At 63.3% G+C, this 18,079-nt stretch carries 11 protein-coding genes; 8 read left to right on the top strand and 3 right to left on the bottom strand.

All coding sequences use genetic code 11. The annotated features are described in order from the left end of the window. The first annotated feature begins 48 nt into the window (after nt 1–48). The 5 genes from bcsA (AC6I7Z_RS18555) to AC6I7Z_RS18535 are packed head-to-tail and all read left to right on the top strand — an operon-like array spanning nt 49 to nt 10,020. Entirely contained in the window at nt 49–2,148 is a 2,100-nt protein-coding gene (gene bcsA, locus AC6I7Z_RS18555) for a UDP-forming cellulose synthase catalytic subunit (RefSeq protein WP_497815269.1), read from the top strand. After that, a complete protein-coding gene (gene bcsB, locus AC6I7Z_RS18550) occupies nt 2,145–4,742 on the top strand; it encodes a cellulose biosynthesis cyclic di-GMP-binding regulatory protein BcsB (RefSeq protein WP_497815268.1) in 2,598 nt (865 codons plus the stop codon). Before bcsA (AC6I7Z_RS18555) ends, bcsB begins: the two co-directional genes overlap by 4 nt. A 5-nt stretch (nt 4,743–4,747) precedes the next feature. After that, nucleotides 4,748–8,560 carry a cellulose biosynthesis protein BcsC gene (locus AC6I7Z_RS18545; RefSeq protein ID WP_497815267.1) on the top strand — a complete coding sequence of 1,271 codons (3,813 nt, stop codon included), beginning with the start codon at nt 4,748–4,750 and terminating at the stop codon, nt 8,558–8,560. Then, complete coding sequence (gene bcsD, locus AC6I7Z_RS18540) at nt 8,560–9,003, top strand: cellulose biosynthesis protein BcsD (RefSeq protein ID WP_497815266.1); 444 nt, start codon at nt 8,560–8,562, stop codon at nt 9,001–9,003. The genes AC6I7Z_RS18545 and bcsD overlap by 1 nt, the downstream gene beginning before the upstream one ends. A 12-nt stretch (nt 9,004–9,015) precedes the next feature. Continuing rightward, nucleotides 9,016–10,020, top strand: a complete 1,005-nt coding sequence (locus AC6I7Z_RS18535; RefSeq protein ID WP_497815265.1) for a family 8 glycosyl hydrolase — start codon at nt 9,016–9,018, stop codon at nt 10,018–10,020. 927 nt (nt 10,021–10,947) lie between these two features. On the opposite strand, the gene bcsG is transcribed toward AC6I7Z_RS18535, so the two are convergent. The 3 genes from bcsG to bcsE are packed head-to-tail and all read right to left on the bottom strand — an operon-like array spanning nt 10,948 to nt 14,341. After that, a complete protein-coding gene (bcsG, locus tag AC6I7Z_RS18530; protein WP_497815264.1) occupies nt 10,948–12,615 on the bottom strand; it encodes a cellulose biosynthesis protein BcsG in 1,668 nt (555 codons plus the stop codon). Continuing rightward, the gene (bcsF, locus tag AC6I7Z_RS18525; RefSeq protein ID WP_497815263.1) at nt 12,615–12,803 is read right to left on the bottom strand and encodes a cellulose biosynthesis protein BcsF; all 189 of its coding nucleotides are present in this window, start codon (nt 12,801–12,803) and stop codon (nt 12,615–12,617) included. Before bcsF ends, bcsG begins: the two co-directional genes overlap by 1 nt. After that, nucleotides 12,803–14,341, bottom strand: coding sequence for a cellulose biosynthesis protein BcsE (gene bcsE, locus AC6I7Z_RS18520; RefSeq protein ID WP_497815262.1), 1,539 nt, complete (start codon nt 14,339–14,341; stop codon nt 12,803–12,805). Before bcsE ends, bcsF begins: the two co-directional genes overlap by 1 nt. Before the next feature lie 197 nt (nt 14,342–14,538). Here bcsE and bcsR point away from each other — a divergent pair, with 197 nt between their 5' ends. The 3 genes from bcsR to bcsA (AC6I7Z_RS18505) are packed head-to-tail and all read left to right on the top strand — an operon-like array spanning nt 14,539 to nt 18,076. After that, nucleotides 14,539–14,736: a cellulose biosynthesis protein BcsR gene (gene bcsR, locus AC6I7Z_RS18515; protein WP_033754498.1), complete on the top strand. Its 198-nt coding sequence runs from the start codon at nt 14,539–14,541 to the stop codon at nt 14,734–14,736. Then, entirely contained in the window at nt 14,736–15,467 is a 732-nt protein-coding gene (bcsQ, locus tag AC6I7Z_RS18510) for a cellulose biosynthesis protein BcsQ (protein ID WP_497815261.1), read from the top strand. The genes bcsR and bcsQ overlap by 1 nt, the downstream gene beginning before the upstream one ends. Further along, entirely contained in the window at nt 15,464–18,076 is a 2,613-nt protein-coding gene (bcsA, locus tag AC6I7Z_RS18505; protein ID WP_497815260.1) for a UDP-forming cellulose synthase catalytic subunit, read from the top strand. The genes bcsQ and bcsA (AC6I7Z_RS18505) overlap by 4 nt, the downstream gene beginning before the upstream one ends. Nucleotides 18,077–18,079 lie beyond the last annotated feature (3 nt).

Here is an 18,079-nt window from a genome sequence, read left to right as displayed (position 1 = left end):
GCCTGGCGTCGCCGGGCTATAAAAAACAGCGCTTTACCAGGGTGAATCATGAATAAGATCGGGTTTTACCTGTTGCTGCTGGTGCTTGCGCCAGCGGCCGCGGTAATCGTCATTACGCCGATGGACAGCCAGAAACAATATATATTTGGCTTAATCAGTATTTTGATGATGTTTTTACTGGGATTCAGCAAAAGCCGTAAAATAACGGTGGTGATGGTTATTCTCTCGGCCCTGATGTCCACCCGATATATCTGGTGGCGCACCACAGAGACGCTCCATTTTAATTCCGAAACGGAAGCGATCCTCGGCATTGGCTTATATCTTGCCGAAATCTATGTCTGGCTGATTTTAATCCTCGGCTTTTTGCAAACCACCTGGCCGCTGAAGCGCACCATCGAGCCGCTGCCGGACGACGTCACCCTCTGGCCGACCGTCGACGTCTACGTGCCGACCTATAACGAAAGCCTCGACGTGGTGCGCGATACCGTGCTGGCGGCGCAGTGTATCGACTACCCGCGCGACAAGCTGAAGGTCTATCTGCTGGATGACGGCAAGCGGCCGGAGTTTGCGGTTTTCGCCGCTGACGTCGGCGTCGGCTACATTACGCGCGACGACAACAGCCACGCCAAAGCGGGCAACCTGAACCACGCCATGAAGATCACCAAAGGCGAGCTGATCTGCGTGTTTGACTGCGATCACGTCGCTACGCGCACCTTTTTGCAGGCCACCGTCGGCCCATTCCTCTCCGATCCGAAGCTGGCGCTGCTGCAGACGCCGCACTACTTCTATTCGCCCGATCCCTTCGAACGCAACCTGCGCGCGGCGCGGAGCATCCCCAACGAAGGCGCGCTGTTCTACGGCCCGGTGCAGCAGGGCAACGACAACTGGAACGCCACCTTTTTCTGCGGCTCCTGCGCGGTGATCCGTCGCGCGGCGCTTGAGGAGATCGGCGGCTTCGCGGTGGAAACGGTGACGGAAGATGCCCATACCGCGCTGAAAATGCAGCGGCGCGGCTGGGGCTCGGCGTTTCTGGCGATCCCGCTGGCGGCCGGTCTGGCGACCGAGCGTCTGGGTCTGCACGTGGTGCAGCGTACTCGCTGGGCGCGCGGCATGACGCAGATTTTCCGCGTCGACAATCCGCTGCTGGGACGCGGCCTGAAGTGGCAGCAGCGCCTCTGCTATCTCAACGCCATGCTGCACTTTCAGTTCGGCCTGCCGCGCGTCGTGTTCCTGACCGCGCCGCTCGCCTATCTGCTGTTCAATCTCAATATTATTCACTCGTCGGCGTCGCTGATCTTCGCCTATGTGCTGCCGCACCTGGTGATGTCGCTCTACGTTAACTCGCGCATGAACGGCCGCTTTCGCTACACCTTCTGGGGCGAAATCTACGAAACCGTGATGTGTTTCCACCTGGTGATCCCGACGCTGCTGACCCTGCTGTCGCCCAGGCACGGCAAATTTAACGTAACTGACAAGGGCGGCCTGCTCGATCAGGGCTTCTTCGATTTTCACATTGTGCGTCCGCACGTCATCGTGGCGGCGCTGCTGGGTATCGGCATCGCCGCTGGCGTGGCGCGCGCGGTGATGCACGACTACTTCGGCGTCGACCCTTACGTGATCGCCCTGAACGTCGGCTGGGCGCTCTTTAGCCTGATTATCCTGATGGCGGCGATCGCGGTGGCGCGTGAAACGCGGCAGGTGCGTAAAACCATCCGCATTGAGGTAGAGATCCCGGCGATTATCCACTACGCCAGCGGCATTTCGTCGCGCACCCGCACCAGCGATCTCTCCATGGGCGGCGCGCAGCTGGATGCGCCGGATAACCGCCATGAAACCGATGAGATTGAAGAGATCGATCTGCTGCTGCAGTCGGGGGCTATTACCATTCCGGTGAGCAAAATTTCCGGCGACGACAAGTCGATTCGCCTGCGCTTCGCCGCGATGCCGCTGGCGCGTCGGCGCGAGCTGGTGCGCGTGGTGCTGGCGCGCGCCGACGCCTGGCTTCAGCCGGAGTACAAAAAAGACAATGCGCTGCTGTCGCTGGGCACCATTATTCGCACCGTGTTTGAGCTGTTCTGGCTGACCTGGAAGGATCGGCGCGCCAAAGGCCGCACGCCTGCCGCGGCAAAAGAGGACGGCGCGGCATGAACATCGTGATTCACTCTCTGCTGGCGTCATCGCTGGCGGCGGCGCTGTGGCTGAACGCAGGCTGGGCGGAAGCGCCCGAACATTCCGCCGCGCCGGTCAACAGCGCCGCGCCCATCGCGTCGGAGTCGGCCGTACCCGCCGCGCCGGAGTCGGCTGTACCCGCCGCGTCGGAGTCGACCGCGCCCGTCGCGCCGGAACCGACCGCGCCCGCTGCGCCGGAATCGAGCGCACCTGTTGTGGCGGAACCGAGCATGTCCGTCGCGCCGGAACCGAGCGCGCCCGCCACCCAGCAGGAGAGCGCGCTGTCGGATCTGCCGCTGCCGGCGGGACTGGAGCAGGCCGATCCGCAGCTCTCATCCGCCGCCGCCGCCGCGCCCTTTGTGCCGGGCCAGCCGGTAATCGCGCCTGCGCCAGCCGCGGCGCTGAACCAGCCGATCAGCAGCACCATTTCCGTCGCGCAGATGGGCCAGCAGCAGGGCATTATCCTGAGCGGCGGCCAGCTGCAGTCCGGCATCGTCTTTACCCTGCCGGGCGATGAGGTGATCACCAACGCGCACCTCAACTTGTCGCTGCGCGTCTCTCAGGCGCTGGCGGCGCGCAACACCTCGCTGCAGCTGATGCTCAACGGCCAGCCGCTTGGCACGCTGCCCCTTGGCGCCAGCGACAGCGACGTCAGCGACTATCAGCTGGAGATCCCCGCCGCGATGGTGGTCGCCAGCAATAACCTCAGCTTTAAAATTAACGATGCGGATAAGCTGCTGTGCGAGAAAGAGAGCGCGCAGAACTATCAGGTCACCATCCTGCCGCAGACGACGCTGAGCCTGGAAGGGCAGCAGCTGAATATCGGCACGCGCCTGCGCAACTTCCCGCGTCCGTTTATCGATCCGCTGCGCATGACGCCCGCGTCGGTCGCCATGGGCTTCGCCAGCAACGTCGCGCCGGACGCGATTAGCGCCGCCGCGCTGGTGGCATCGTGGCTCGGCATTCAGAGCGACTATCGCACTATCCGCTTTCCGGTATCGCGCGGCGAGCTGCCCGAGCAAAATGGCATCCTGTTCGGTCATCCGGGCGATCGTATCGGCGCCCTGACCCTGCCGCAGGCGAGCGGCCCGCAGCTGACGCTGGTGGATAATCCCAATAACCCGGTCTATAAGCTGCTGCTGGTGACGGGCGAGGATGACGCCCAGCTGCGTCAGGCGGCGCTGCGCCTTACCACGCAGCCGTTAAATACCGACGCCAGCAGCCTCGCCGTTCAGCCGCAGCCTCTCGCCAGCCGCAAACCCTACGACGCGCCGCGCTGGATCAACACCAGCCGCCCGGTGCGTCTCAACGAGCTGCTGGACCCGAACCAGAATCTGACGTCGACCGGCCTCTGGCACGACGCGCTGCGCGTTAACTTTCGCGCCGCGCCGGATCTCTTCCTGTGGGACGGCGATACCGTGCCGGTGAACCTGAACTATCGCTTTCCGTCGGAGAGCTGGATCGACGAGAACAGCTCGTTCCTCAACGTGATGCTGAACGGCACCTTCCTGCGAAACCTGACGGTAAACAAAGTCGGCCTGCTCGAACAGGCGTGGCACCGTCTGGGCGGCGACGCGCGCCAGGAGCAGTATCAGCTGCATCTCGATCCCTGGCTGATCTACGGCGACAACCAGCTCTCGCTCTACTTCAATATCCGGCCGAAAGCGGACGCGCCCTGCGGCGTGCTGCTCAACAACAACATCAAAAGCCGCATTGAAGAGGAGTCATGGATCGACCTGAGCCACACGCGCCACTTCACGCTGCTGCCGAATCTCTCCTACTTCGTCGGCGCATCCTTTCCCTTTACGCGGCTGGCGGACTTCAGCCAGACCACGCTGCTGATGCCGGAGAAACCGAGCAATGCCGAAATCGCCACGCTGCTCGATCTGGCGGCGCGCGCGGGCAACGCCACCGGCGCGGCGCTGACGCAGAACCAGGTGATGTTCGGCCTGCCCAGCGGCGGCACTCATCTGGCGCGGCTGGCGAAGAGCGACGTGCTGGCGATCAGCACCACCGGCGACAGCCGCTTTAACCAGCAGATGCTGGCGCGTTCGCCGTTCGAGGCCAATGGCGCCACCTTCGGCGTGAAAACGCCCTCGACGCTGGACAACGTGCGCAGCTGGCTGACCGGCGACTGGTATCGCCAGCCGCTGGACGCCGATCGCTACTTCTCCTCGAACGAGGCGTGGCGCGGCTTTATCAGCTACCGCTCGCCCTGGAATCGCGATCGCACCGTGGTGATGACGGTCGCGACCAGCGACGACCAGCTGCTGCGGCTGCATGGCGATTTGAACTCGGCGCGCATTAACGCGGCGATCCGCGGCGATACCGCCATCATCACCGACGAGAACGGCATTCGCAGCTTCCGCGTCGGCCCGCAGTATCCGAGCGGCGAGATGCCCTGGTACATGATGGTGGTGTGGTACGCCAGCCAGCATTCGGTGCTGATGGCGCTGGCGGCGCTGATGCTGGCCGGGCTGGCGGGCGCGGCGATTTTCGCCATGCTGCAGCGCCATGCGCGGCGTCGACTCACCCCGCCCAACGCGCGCGATTCCGGTAAGAAGTCAGGATGAACATAATGAAAACAACGATAAGCACCGGCATCCGCCGCGCGCTGCTGCTGGGCGGCACGCTTTCTCTCTCACTGCCGCTGCTGGCGGCGGAAAGCGCCAACCCGGCGCTGCAGGCGCTGTTCGATCAGGCGGCCTACTGGCATCAAAAAGCGCATGACGATTTAGCGAAGTCCGCGCTGCAAAAAGTATTGATGGTGGAACCGAACAACGCGCAGGCGCTCTATCTGCTGGCGCTCTACTCGCAGCAGGGCGGCGACGTCGAAGGCGCGGCGCGCTACCGTCAGCAGTTGAGCAGCGTCTCGCCGCAGGACGCGCGCCTGAGCGAGCTGGACAACGCGCGCCAGCTGCAAACCATTCCGCAGGCGCAGCTGTCGCTGGCGCGTCAGCAGGCGCGCAGCGGCAATATCGCGGCGTCGCTGCAGACGTGGCGCAACACCTTTAACGGCAACGAGCCGCCCGCCAGCGTGGCGGCGGAGTACTACCTGACGATGGCGGGCGATCGCACTCTGCTGCCGCAGGCGGTCGACGCGCTGCGGCAGTTTGCGGCGGCGCATCCGCAGGATGTCAGCGCCAGGCTGGCGCTGGGCAAAGCCCTGACCTATCAGGACGCGACGCGCCGCGAGGGCATGGATCTGCTCGGCACGCTGGCGGACGGCAGCGCGGAGGCCGATCGTTCGCTGCGCCAGGCGCTGCTGTGGCTCGGCCCGCAGCCGTCAGACGCCGCGCGCTATCAGACCTGGCAGCAGCGCCATCCGCAGGATGCGGCGGTAATGGATTACTACCGTAAAAATGTCGGCGGCGCCGAGAAGGGCGCGGGCTTTAGCGCGCTTAACAGCGGCGACGTCAGCGGCGCGCAAAACAGCTTTGAGAAAGTGCTGAGCGCCAGCCCGCAGGACGCCGACGCGCTGGCGGGCATGGGCTACGTCGCGCAGCGCGGCGGCCGCTACGGCGAAGCGGCGGACTATCTGCAACGCGCGGCCCAGCTTGGCGGCGAGCGCGGCGCCGAACGGCAGCAGCAGGCCAACGACGCGCGCTTCTATGCACAGCTGGCGGCGGCGCAGCAGGCGCTGAAAAACGGCGACAGCGCGCAGGCGCTCTCGCTCAGCGAGCCGCTGACGCAGGCGGAAGGGGAAAAAGGCGTCGCCGCGCAGCTGTTCCGCGCCGACGTGCTGCGCCGCGGCAGCCAGTTCAGCGAGGCGGAGCGCGCCTATCGCGCCATCCTGCAAAACGATGCGGATAACCGCAGCGCGAAAGAGGGCTTGTTTTATGTTCTGCGCCAGCAAAACCGCAGCGCCGAAGCGAGTACGCTGCTGGCGTCGCTGCCCGACAGCGTGCGCCAGAGCGTGGCGCCGCGTGCCAGCAATGGCGGCAGCGACCCGATTCGCCAGCAGGCGAAGCGCGAGCTGAAGGCAGGCGACGCCAGCGCGGCGATCGCGACGCTGCAGCAGGGGATTCAGCGCTACCCCAGCGACGGCTGGCTGCGGCTGGACCTGGCGCGCCTCTACCGCGCGCAGGGCGACACGCCGCAGGCCGCAGGCGTGATGCAGTTTGCGATGCGCGACGGCGCGGGCGTCAGCGAGCGCTACGCCGCCGCCATCAACGCCAGCGAAAGCGGCGGCTGGCAGCAGGCCAGCGCGCTGCTGGCGCGTATTCCCGCCAGCGCCCAGACGCGCGACATGCGCGAGCTGGCGCAGCGCGTCAACTTCAATCTGCAGATGGCGACCGCCGACAGCTATCTGGCGCAGGGCGCGAACGCCGCCGCTGTTAACACGCTAAAAGCGCTGGCGCAGACGCCGCCGGCTAACCCGGCTGATGCAGGCAATCTGGCGCAAAAGCTCGCCAGAGCGGGCGACGTCGCGACCGCCGTCGCGATCGTGCGCGGCAACATGCAGCGCGGCGTGCAGGGCAATGCGGGCGACTACGCGGCGCAGGTCGCCGTGCTTAACCAGGCGGGTCTGGCCAGCGAAGCGCAGCGCTTCCTCGACGCGCCAGAGCTGCAGGCGCGCAGCACGCCGACGCAGCTGGCAGGCATTCGCAACGGCTACGTGATTAACGAGGTCGATCGCCTGCGCGAGCAGAAGCAGTACGCCGCCGCCTATGACAAGCTGATCGGCGCGCTACAGCACGATCCGCAGAACCGCGACCTGATGTTCGCCATGGCCCGTCTCTATCAGGACGGCAAGATGAACAAAGAAGCGGGCGTGGTCTATGACTACCTGTTGACCCAGGACACCGCGACCCAGGACGCGCGCGTCGGCGCGATTAACGTGGCGCTGGCGCAGAACAACCTGGCGCGCGCCAACGATCTGTCGCGCGGCCTGCAGGCGCAGCAAACGCCAGAGCGCTTGCTGCTGCTGGCGCGCGTCGCCGATGCCAACGGCGATCGCGCCCAGGCGATGGGCTATCTGCGCAGCGCGCGTGGCCAGCTGATTGGTTTGCAGGGCGTACAAAACGGCGAGACGCCGACCGTCGGCGGGCTGGCGCTGGCGGACAATCCGTTTATTAACCGCAGTACCTCGCCGGTGGGACGCTCGCCGTCCAGCTACGGCAGGGTGCTGCCGTGGCAGAGCGCGCCGGCAGGCGTGACCAGCAGCGCCGAAGGCGTCGTCCTGGCGAGCGGCGATAACCTGCCGCTGCAGCAGGCGCGCACCCTGCATCAGATCGACGGCATGATGGAGGGGCTGCAGGAGAAAACCGGCACCTGGACGCAGGGTCAGGTGCAGGTGCGCGCGCGCGACGGCGAGTCGGGCCTCAGCAAGCTGACCGAGGCGAAAGCGCCGCTGACCTTCTCAACCGTGCCCTTCGGCGACGCGCGCTTCGATTTTATGATGACGCCGCTTTCGCTGACGGCGGGCAGCGCAGCGGGCGATGCATGGCGTCGCTTCGGCAGCAACGCGCTTGAGCAGGCGAAGGTGGTTGCCGCCGGCGGCGCGAAGGTCGCCGACGTGCCGAGCGCCTCGACCGATTCGCAGCGAGCATCGGGCGTGGAGCTGAACCTGGCGCTGAAAGGCGACAGCTATAAAATCGACCTTGGCAGTACGCCGCTGGGCCAGGATCTCAGCACGCTGGTGGGCGGGGTGCAGTGGTCGCCGAAACTCACCGATTTCCTGACGCTGATCCTGACCGGAGAGCGCCGCGCCATGACCGACAGCCTGCTCTCTTACGTTGGCGTACAGGACAAAGCGAGCGGCAAACGCTGGGGCGGCGTCACCAAAAACGGCGGCAACGCGCTGCTGAGCTATGACAACGGCGACGCGGGCTTCTACGTCGGCGGCGGCGCCTACAGCTATATCGGCGAGAACGTGGCGAGCAACGAGAGCCTTAACGCCACGGCGGGCGCTTACGTGCGGCCTTTCCACAGCGATGACCGTGAACTGAAAGTCGGCATGAGCCTGTCGTGGATGGACTTCTCGAAAAACCTCAGCTATTTCAGCTACGGTCAGGGCGGCTACTTCAGCCCGCAGAACTATACGGCGGTGTCGTTTCCCATCGATTTGACGCGCAAGTTTGATGACCTGAGCGTGAAGGTCGGCGGCTCGGTCGGCTATCAGTCTTACAGCCAGGATCGCAGCGCATACTTCCCGAACGATCCCGCTATGCAGGCGCAGCTGGCATCCTATGCGGCGAGCGGCGCGGTAAAGAGCGCTTACTATAGCGGCGACAGCAAAAACGGCATCGGCTACAACCTGCACGCCGGCGCGGATTACAAAGTGAATAAAGCGGTCACGGTCGGCGGCCAGCTCGGCTACGACACCTTCGGCGACTACAGCGAAAGCACGGCGCAGCTCTACTTCCGCTATCTGTTTGGAGACAACTAATGAGTGAGCATACGGGCGCGGCAAGCCATACGCATCAGCCGGGCTGGTTCGATCTGGTCAGCGTGATGGTGGAAGGCATGCTCGCCAACGCGGGCAAAGAAGAGGCGGAGGCGTTTCTCTACGACATGGGCGATTCGCTGGCGGCGCGCTATCCTTTGCCTGACGCGCGCACCGTACAGGATCTGGAGCGCGAAATGAATTTGCAGCTGGCCCGCTTTAACTGGGGCTTTGTTCAGCTGCAGCCGCAGGACGCGGCGATTTTACTGAAGCACCATGCGCTGCCTGCGGGCGACGGCACGCTGGATGCGGAAAGCTGGCAGTCGGCGCTGGCCGCCGTGCTGGCGGGACTTTACGGCGGCTGGCTGCGCGCGCAGGGCGGCGGCGCGGCGGTTGCGGTGACGCTGGAGCTTAACGACGGCAATACGCTGCACTATCGGTACTAACGGAGCGACAAGATGACAAAGCCAGCCTGGCTCAGATGGGTGATTTTTTTCATGGTGATGATGGTAAGCGCGCAGGCGTCGGCCGATGGCTGGAGCACGTTCAAGAGCCGCTTTTCAACGCCGGAAGGGCGTATTGTCGATAACGCCAACAATAACGTCAGCCATACCGAAGGGCAGGGCTACGGCATGCTGCTGGCGGTGGCGAACGACGATCGCGTGACCTTCGATAAGCTATGGAGCTGGACGCGCCAGCATCTGCTGAATACGCAAAACGATCTCTTCTACTGGCGCTATACGCCGGATGCCGCCGAAGCGGTGGCAGACAAGAACAACGCCTCCGACGGCGACGTGCTGATCGCCTGGGCGCTGCAGCGCGCGGCCGATAAGTGGTCGTCGCAGGCCTATCAGCAGGCGTCGGATCGCATTCAGCGCGCCATCGTGAAGCACAATGTGGTGACCTATGCGGGGCGTACGGTGATGCTGCCGGGCGCGCAAGGATTCAACAAGACCAGCTACGTGGTGCTGAACCCCTCCTATTTTATTTTCGAGGCCTGGCGCGAATTTGCCGAACACAGCCACCTCAAGGTGTGGAACGCCCTGATTGACGACGGCATGGATCTGCTGGGCGAGATGCATTTCGGCAAAACTGGCCTGCCGCTCGACTGGGTGGCGCTGAACGCGGACGGCTCGGTGGCGCCGGCGGTGGGCTACTCGAATCGTTTTAGCTACGATGCGGTGCGCGTGCCGCTCTATATCTGGTGGTACGACCCGCAGAGCCTGCGTCTGGTGCCGTTTCAGAACGTCTGGCAGCGCTACGGTCGCCTGACGACGCCCGCATGGTTCGACGTGCTCGGCAACAGCAACGCGCCCTATAATCTCGACGGCGGCCTGCTGGCGATCCGCGATCTGACGCTGAACGAGACCGGCTATATCAGCGACCGGCTGGCGCCGGACCAGAATTATTTTTCCGCCAGTTTGCAGTTGCTGGTGTGGCTGGCGCTTCAGGAGAAGCGTTGACGGGCGAGGTTCGCCGCGGCGAACGGGCGCTTTTTGTCCGCCGCGCGGACGGGCGAGGTGCCGCCGTCAAACCACGGCGCGGGTTTCGCTCGCCTGGCGGCGGTGCGGGTTTCGTTTGCCTGGCAGCAGCGCAGGTTTCGTTCGCCTGACAGCGAGGGAGTTTCATTTCGCCCGCTGCGGGCGACCGAGCAGGGCCGGTGGGCGCCGGCCCTGCACCCGCGCCCCGGGCCAGCTCAGCCGCCCGCTGCGCGGGTCCCTTCGCTCTCTCAGGATTTCTGACGGACCGCGCAGGACAGGCCATCCCTGGCCTGGCCCGCGCTTTCGGCGACGTCCTGTCGCCTCATCCTGAAATCCTTCCTCCGCTCAGCGGCTGCGATGGCCCCCACAACCCCCGCTGCAAATCTCGTAAGTTTCATGACGACCTTCGTCGCTGAAAGCGTGAGACATACATTCAGACGATGCCGTAGTTAATGAAAAGCCAGGAAATCACAGGCGGGGGTTGGTAGAGGCATCCGACGCGCTGAGGCGCGCACGGCGGCCAGGACGAGCCGACAGGACGTCGGCGAGAGCGCGGCATGAGACAGGACAAAAACGCCGGGAGCGTTTTTGAACCGCGCAAAGCGCTGGCCCCGAAGGGGTGAGCCCCAGGGATGGGGCGAATAGGTCGAATCCGCGCGGTCCGTGAGGCCGACGTAAGCAACGAAGGGACCGCGCGGAGCGCGGCGTGGAGGCTGCCGGAAGCCGGGATTGTTAAGGGGCTGGCGAGCCCCTTAACACGCACGCCAGCAGCGGCGCTGCTGAAACTCCCTGCCGCCTGGCGGGCGGAACCCGCTCAGAGCCGCCTGCGCAGCAGGCCAACCCGCCTGGCGGGCGGAACCCGCTCAGAGCCTGTTCGCGCAGCGAACCTGAGCCGCCAGCAGGCAAAACCTACTGCGGATAAGCAACCCAGTCGCCGCCGTTCAGCCGGATCCACGGCTTGCCCTGATACATCATCACCACGGCATTGTCATTCTCCGACACCACCGGCGTCTGCGGCAGCTTGTCCGCCAGCACCGACATATTGACGTTCGGCGCGTTAAACACCTGCCCATCCACCACGCGAGAAACCAGCTCGGAAATCGCCAGCAGGCTGGTCGGCGCGTCGATGGCCAGCGGCTGGCCCTGATGCGGCGCTTTCATGCCGACAAACTTAATGCCCACCGGCACATGCGTAATGCTCGGGCTGGGGATGTCGCGCAGCCCAGACATCTGCATCTTGTCGCCCTGCAGCGCCGCGCCGTGCTCCGGCACCACCAGCACCATCACGCGTCGGCCCGACTTCTCCAGATTGGTCAGAAACGCGTCAAGCTGGTCGAACAGCAGCTGCGCGCGCGGCTTCCACGGCGCGGTTTTGGTGCTGCCGAGATCGCGCGTGCCATCATGCAGCGGGATCAGGTTATAGAACGTGGCGCTGCGCGCGTCGCTGCTCTTGCTGCGTTCATCTAGCCAGCGCTGCATCAGCTGCGCATCGTTGAATACCGGCGAGCCGTCGAACGAGGTCAGCTCTGGCGCAATGCCCGCCTGCGACATGAGCGGCGCCTGGATATTGCCGTCGTCGCGCAGCTCCTTGAGATAGTTACCAAACACGCCGGTATGGTCCATCATCAGCTGCTGTTTAAAGCCCAGCTTCGCCAGATTATCAAACAGATAACAGCGCGCGTCGGTCGGCTTATAGAGATCGCTGTGCGACGTCTGGCCGCAGCTGGCGCGCAGCAGGCGAATCCCCGCCGGGCCGCTGTAGCCCGTGGCGGAGTTGTAGTTGTTCAGCACGATATCGAAGTGGCGCCACAGCGGATGGCTGCGCAGCTGCGAGACGTCGATATCCGACCAGGCGAGTGAACAGATATTCACTACCAGAATATCGAACGGCTGCGAATCCGCAGGCAGGCTGTCGGGAAAATGGGTAACGCGCTTGCGTTCGCTGTCGTAAAAACGGTTCAGCCAGGCGGTCAGGTTGGCGCTGGTGGGCGGCGCCGACTGATCGAGACCGTCCGGCGCGTTGGCGGCCGGGCTCTGTCCGGCGGCCGTCGTCTGGTTAAGCACCACTTCCGGCGCGGCGGCTTTGGTCGGCAGCAGCGACAGCGCGGGACCGGCGATAGTCAGCACGTTAAGCCAGATCAGCATCAGCGACACCAGCACCGTCACGCGGATCCACTGCGATACAAACAGATAGATCACCAGCAGCACAAAGGCCGCGCCGATCATCTGCCAGTTGATGAAGCGGTTAACCAGATCGAGCAGATAGGCGCCGGAGAAGCCCGCCACCTGGTCGCCCTGGCTAAGAATGCTCTCCAGGCCCGGCAGCCAGGTGTCGTGCCAAAAGAGGCCGAAGCCGATGGGAAGCGATATCCAGCTGCGCAGGCGGTGCAGGCGCGGCGAGGGCAGCGGGAACAGCAGCCAGGCCAGGAACACCAGATTGCTCAGGGCGTGGAAATTAAGATAGCCGTACCACAGCAGGCCGAATTTGAGCAGAAAGTAGAAGTTCCAGCCGCCCAGCCCGCGCCAGTAAGACCATAAGCGGGAAGAGTGAGCGGAAGTCGGTTGATCGTTATTCATTAATGATTTGCATCCTTTTTCGAGGATTTACGCTGCCAGTGACCTTCAGACTTTAGCGCACGCGCAGGCAGCAGGCGATTCAGCATGCCGTTCCAGCGGCGCGGCAGCCATTGCCGATATAACGGCTTTAAAAACAGCAAGATGACTAGCACCAGCAGCGCAATCTGCACCCAGTCCATCAGGTTCATCAGCTTTTCATCTCCGGCAGTAAAGTAATCGGCTGCGGCGCGCTGCGTTCGCGCGTTTCCGCCGGTTCGTCAGCGCGCTGCGTCGGCTGGATCTGCGGCGTGACATCCTGCAGCGCGTTCGGCGTCAGGTTTTTTATATTGTTGATTTCGGCGAGGATTTGATTGTCCTCAAACCAGACCATCCGGTTAGCGAAAAGCTCGTCGTGCGGCAGCGAAAAGATAAATTTCAGCGCCTTATCGAGATCGTTATAGCGGCAGGAAGAGAGAAACAGGATAACGCGATCGTCCAGCACCGTCACCAGATCGCCGAAGCGGCGCGGCTTGCACAGCGTCAGGATCTGCTGAGGCCGAAGCTGCGGCACCGGGCGCAGCGCCACCAGCAGACCTTTATCATTATCCGGCAGCAGGGTGTTGCCGATCAGCCGTCCCACCGCCTGACAAAAGGCGTCGAGGCGCAGATAGCCTTTCTCCTGCAGCGGCTGCAGCGCGGCGGTCAGCGCGTCGAGGTTAGCCGGCACGCGGCGGTTGAAAACCTGACCCTGCAGGCCCTCCAGCGTGGTCAGGAAGCGCGACATGTTGGCGCTGGCGGAGACGATGGCGCTGACGCCGCACGCCAGCAGCAGACGTTCGTCGCTGTAGCGCAGGCTGGTGCCCATTTCGCGCACCACGATTTTTAAGCCGTTGCCGCGCGCGCGGCGCAGGCTGTGCACCATTTTCGCCAGCTCGCCGATCAGATCGCTGCGGCTCAGGCTGAAAATCACCGTCGCGGCGCTTGCCTGCTGGGCGCGCAAAAAGACCTGTTCATTATCGTCAAACAGCTGCCACTGACGCGAAAGCGGCGGCGCGCCCTCCAGCACTATTTTATCGGCAAGGTATTGTTGCTCGTCGTTTAAGCTGAGCGGCTCCTGCTTTTCATTTTCATTTACGGCGTAAAAGCGATCGTCTTTCCAGTCAAGACGAATGGCGCGGTCGGCGAGCAACCGATCGCCGGCATACCACCAGTTAATTCGATATTGCCAGCTATCCTGTTGAAAGGCTAAATGCGCCAGGCCGTCAAGCTGGCGAAAATAACGCTGAAGATTATTACGCAGGTTAATTACCGTGGCGCCGGAGGTGACCATTAAAAGCGTCATCTGCTTTTTAATCAGCACCCGGCGCATGCGCTTTATCCACGAGGTTAACTCGGCGTCGTCGAGTTTATCCCACTGCGCCGCGCTGCTGTTAAAAATCACCAGCCCATTTTTAGTGCCGAGCTTTCGGGAAAAGTCGCTCTCCAGACGTAGCAGGCTGCTTTTGTTTTTAGGTAGTGAAAACAACGGGATACGGTCAGGCCCGCCCGCCGGATCGGGCGTCAGCAGATCGCGCGGCTTTTCGTCTGCGCTGATAAGGGTGACGGATTGCTGCGCCAGGATCGCCTGACGAATAAAAGCGCGCGCATCTTCCTGACGCGCGCAGGTTACCCAATAACAGCCGGGCGTTTGCAATACCGTTAATTCAGGCTGAACCTGCAACAGCCCCAGCGCAAAGGAATTTTTCATATTGAATTCGCGATTTGTTCAGTCCAGGCTAGCTTATTATAGACAGGGCAGGATGCAACCTGAGAAATTTAAAAATACGTTATGACAGACGGGTTCGCATTGATCTATCATCGCGCCGATTCAGGCAGCATCCATTTAACGCCTGCGTGAATATAACCACCTTTTACCCGATGTTGTTTTATCCGTGGCGAAAAGTAATGAAAAATGAAAATGCTTATACTCTGGTCGCGTCCGACGGCCAACGTCAGGATGATATTAGCGCCTTGCGCGACGCTTTTTCTCTGCAGGCTTTTCGCTATATCGACATCGCTCGCGAAGAGCGGCTGGCGAACATTGTTGCGCGCTGGCCGCTGTTAGCCGAAACCTCGGCGGAACAGCCGGGACGGTCGCGCTAATGGCGCTGATCGCGCTGCAAGGCGTACGTGGCGGTACGGGCGCCACCTCTATCAGCGCCGCGCTCGGCTGGGCGCTGACGGCGCTGGGCGAAGGCGTGCTGCTGATTGACGGCTCTCCGTCGAGCCAGCTCGGCGCGCACTTTAACCTGCCCGCGCTGCCGGAAAAAGGCTGGATGCAGGCGCTGCTCGGCGGCGACGCCTGGCAGGACGCTGCGCTGCGCTATCCCAATGGCCCTGATCTGCTGCCTCATGGCTCGCTTACTCATCAGAAAGATTTTACTTTGCTGCGTCAGGACGCCGCGATCGCTGCGCCGCTGCTCGACGCGCTGGCGGATCTGCAGCGTCGCTACCGCTGGATAATTTTCGATCTGCCCGCGGATTCGTTGCCCTGGCATGAGGCGCTCTATCCGCGCCTCGACGGCGTAGTGCGCGTGCTGACGCCTGACGCCAACTGTCATCTCCGCCTGTATCAGCAGGCTTTTACGCCGCATACGCGCTTTCTGATCAATCAGTTCAACGCCAACAGCCGCCTGCAGCAGGATCTGCATCAGCTGTGGGTCGCGTCGCTAAATAACCTGATCCCGCTGCTTATCCATCGCGACGAAGCGCTGGCGGAGGCGCTGATGATGAAGCAGCCGGTAGGGGAGTATCGTCCCCATGCGCTGGTCAGCGAAGAGATCACTACGCTGGCGAGCTGGCTGCTGCTCCATCTGAACGGAGAACAGCCGTGAATCCGCTGCGCTGGCTGCTGACCGCGCCGGTCTGGCAGGCGCTGCGTGCGCGCTACGTTACGGCGCGCGAGCGCGGCGCGTCCCGCTTCGCCAGCGGCCTGAATCTGTTCTGGTGCGCGCTGGGCTGGGCGCTGCTGCGTTTTGAGACGCCGGGCTGGCAGCGCATTATTCAGGATCGCCGCCGCCTCTATCCGCACATCTCGCCGGATCGCCCGCGCCCGCTGGATATTCTGCGCTATCTGGTGCAGACGCTGTGGCTGGTGGTTATCCTGCCGCAGGACAGCAGCGGCCGCAGCGAGCGTCAGCGTTTTAAAGGCTTCCTGCCGCTGTTTCGCTGGCGGCAGCGCGGCTACCAGTGGCTCGATACGCTCTCCGCGCGCGCTCAGAACGGCAACGTCGACGCGCGTCTCGAACAGCGGCTGCAGCGGCTCTCGCCGCTGGCGCGCCGCCTCTGTTTTATCGGCGCGGCGCTGTTCGCCTCGCTGCTGGCGCTGCTCTGCATCAGCCAGCCGTTCGGGCTGATGACGCAGTTTATCTTTGTCGTGCTGCTCTGGAGCCTGGCGATGCTGGTGCGGCGCGTGCCGGGCCGCTTCCCGACCATGATGCTGATCGTGCTGTCGCTCACCGTCTCCTGCCGCTATTTGTGGTGGCGCTATACCTCGACGCTCAACTGGGACGATCCGCTTAGCCTGATATTCGGGCTGCTGCTGATCGTCGCGGAAACCTACGCCTGGGTGGTGCTGGTGCTGGGCTATTTTCAGACGCTGTGGCCGCTTAACCGCCAGCCGGTCTCGATGCCTGCCACGCTCGATCAGTGGCCAAGCGTCGATCTGCTGGTGCCGACCTACAATGAGCCGCTCAGCGTGGTGAAGCCGACGATTTACGCGGCGATGGGTATCGACTGGCCGAAAGATCGGCTCAATATCTATCTGCTCGACGACGGCGGGCGCGAAGAGTTTCGCGAGTTCGCCGCCAGCGTCGGCGTGAACTACGTGGTGCGTCCGACGCACGAGCACGCCAAGGCGGGCAATATCAACCATGCCTTGAAAACGCGCTGCCGCAGCGAATTCGTCTCGATTTTCGACTGCGACCACGTGCCGACGCGCGCCTTCCTGCAGATGACCATCGGCTGGTTTATCAAGGATCCGAAGCTGGCGATGCTGCAGACGCCGCACCACTTCTTCTCGCCCGATCCCTTTGAGCGCAACCTGGGCCGCTTCCGCCGTACGCCGAACGAAGGCTCGCTGTTTTACGGCCTGGTGCAGGACGGCAACGATACCTGGGACGCTACCTTCTTTTGCGGCTCGTGCGCCGTGCTGCGCCGCAGCGCGCTGGATGAGATCGGCGGCATCGCGGTGGAAACCGTGACCGAAGATGCGCACACCTCGCTGCGCCTGCACCGGCGCGGCTACGCCTCCGCCTATATCCGTATTCCTCAGGCGGCGGGGCTGGCGACCGAGAGCCTGTCGGCGCATATCGGCCAGCGCATCCGCTGGGCGCGCGGCATGGTGCAGATTTTCCGTCTCGATAACCCCTTGTTCGGCAAGGGGCTGAAGTGGGTGCAGCGCCTTTGCTACGCCAACGCCATGCTGCACTTTCTCTCCGGCATTCCGCGCCTGATCTTCCTGCTGGCGCCGCTGGCGTTTCTGCTCTGCCACGCCTACATCATCTACGCGCCCGCGCTGGCCATCGCTATCTATGTGCTGCCACATATGCTGCACACCAGCCTGACTAACTCGCGCATTCAGGGGCGCTGGCGTCACTCTTTCTGGAGCGAGGTGTATGAAACCGTGCTGGCCTGGTATATCGCCCGGCCGACCACCGTGGCCCTGTTCAACCCGCACAAAGGCAAATTCAACGTGACGGCGAAAGGCGGCCTGGTGGAAGAGCACCATCTCGACTGGGTGATCACCAAACCCTATATGTTCCTGGTGCTGCTCAACCTGGCGGGCGTGGTGATGGCGTTCTGGCGCATGAACTACGGGCCGGCCAACGAGGTGCTGACGGTGTGGGTGAGCCTGGTGTGGGTCATCTACAACATGGTGATCCTCGGCGGCGCGGTCGCGGTCTCCGTCGAGGCGCGGCAAATCCGCGAGGCGCACCGCGTGGAGATCGCCATGCCCGCCGCTATCGCGCGCGAAGATGGCCATATGCTGCCCTGTACGCTGCGCGACTATTCCGACGGCGGCGTCGGCGTCGAACTGCGCGAGTCGAATGCGCTGAAGGAAGATGAAAAAGTCTGGCTGCTGCTGCGCCGCGGCCAGCAGGAGTTCAGCTTTCCGTGCCGCGTGCAGCGCGTCTTCGGCCTGCGCGCCGGCATCCGTCTGCATCAGCTGACCACCCAGCAGCATATCGAATTTATCCAGTGTACCTTCGCCCGCGCCGATACCTGGGCGCTGTGGCAGGACGGTTTCCCGGAAGATAAACCGGTGCAGAGCCTCGCCGATATCATGATCCTCGGCTTTAAGGGCTATCTGCGCCTGGCGGAATATGGTCCGCCGCAGTTACGTCGGCTGTTTAACCTGCTTACCGCTGGGGTGAGCTGGCTGGCCTCGCTGTTGCCGCAGGGCATCGGACGGGCGCCCGCTTCAAAAAACGTATTGAGTTGATGA

This window comes from Pantoea sp. X-Soil-MYKO-1289 (genome assembly GCF_059730625.1).
The sequence above is the reverse complement of the archived record's forward strand: the minus strand, read 5'-3'. Positions and strand labels throughout refer to the sequence as shown.

Excerpts from the sequence above, each read along its gene's own strand:
- bcsF (WP_497815263.1), bottom strand. The coding sequence starts at position 12,803 with ATGAACCTGATGGACTGGGTGCAGATTGCGCTGCTGGTGCTAGTCATC.
- bcsB (WP_497815268.1), top strand. The coding sequence starts at position 2,145 with ATGAACATCGTGATTCACTCTCTGCTGGCGTCATCGCTGGCGGCGGCG.
- bcsA (WP_497815269.1), top strand. The coding sequence starts at position 49 with ATGAATAAGATCGGGTTTTACCTGTTGCTGCTGGTGCTTGCGCCAGCG.
- bcsD (WP_497815266.1), top strand. The coding sequence starts at position 8,560 with ATGAGTGAGCATACGGGCGCGGCAAGCCATACGCATCAGCCGGGCTGG.
- bcsQ (WP_497815261.1), top strand. The coding sequence starts at position 14,736 with ATGGCGCTGATCGCGCTGCAAGGCGTACGTGGCGGTACGGGCGCCACC.
- AC6I7Z_RS18535 (WP_497815265.1), top strand. The coding sequence starts at position 9,016 with ATGACAAAGCCAGCCTGGCTCAGATGGGTGATTTTTTTCATGGTGATG.
- AC6I7Z_RS18545 (WP_497815267.1), top strand. The coding sequence starts at position 4,748 with ATGAAAACAACGATAAGCACCGGCATCCGCCGCGCGCTGCTGCTGGGC.
- bcsR (WP_033754498.1), top strand. The coding sequence starts at position 14,539 with ATGAAAAATGAAAATGCTTATACTCTGGTCGCGTCCGACGGCCAACGT.
- bcsG (WP_497815264.1), bottom strand. The coding sequence starts at position 12,615 with ATGAATAACGATCAACCGACTTCCGCTCACTCTTCCCGCTTATGGTCT.
- bcsE (WP_497815262.1), bottom strand. The coding sequence starts at position 14,341 with ATGAAAAATTCCTTTGCGCTGGGGCTGTTGCAGGTTCAGCCTGAATTA.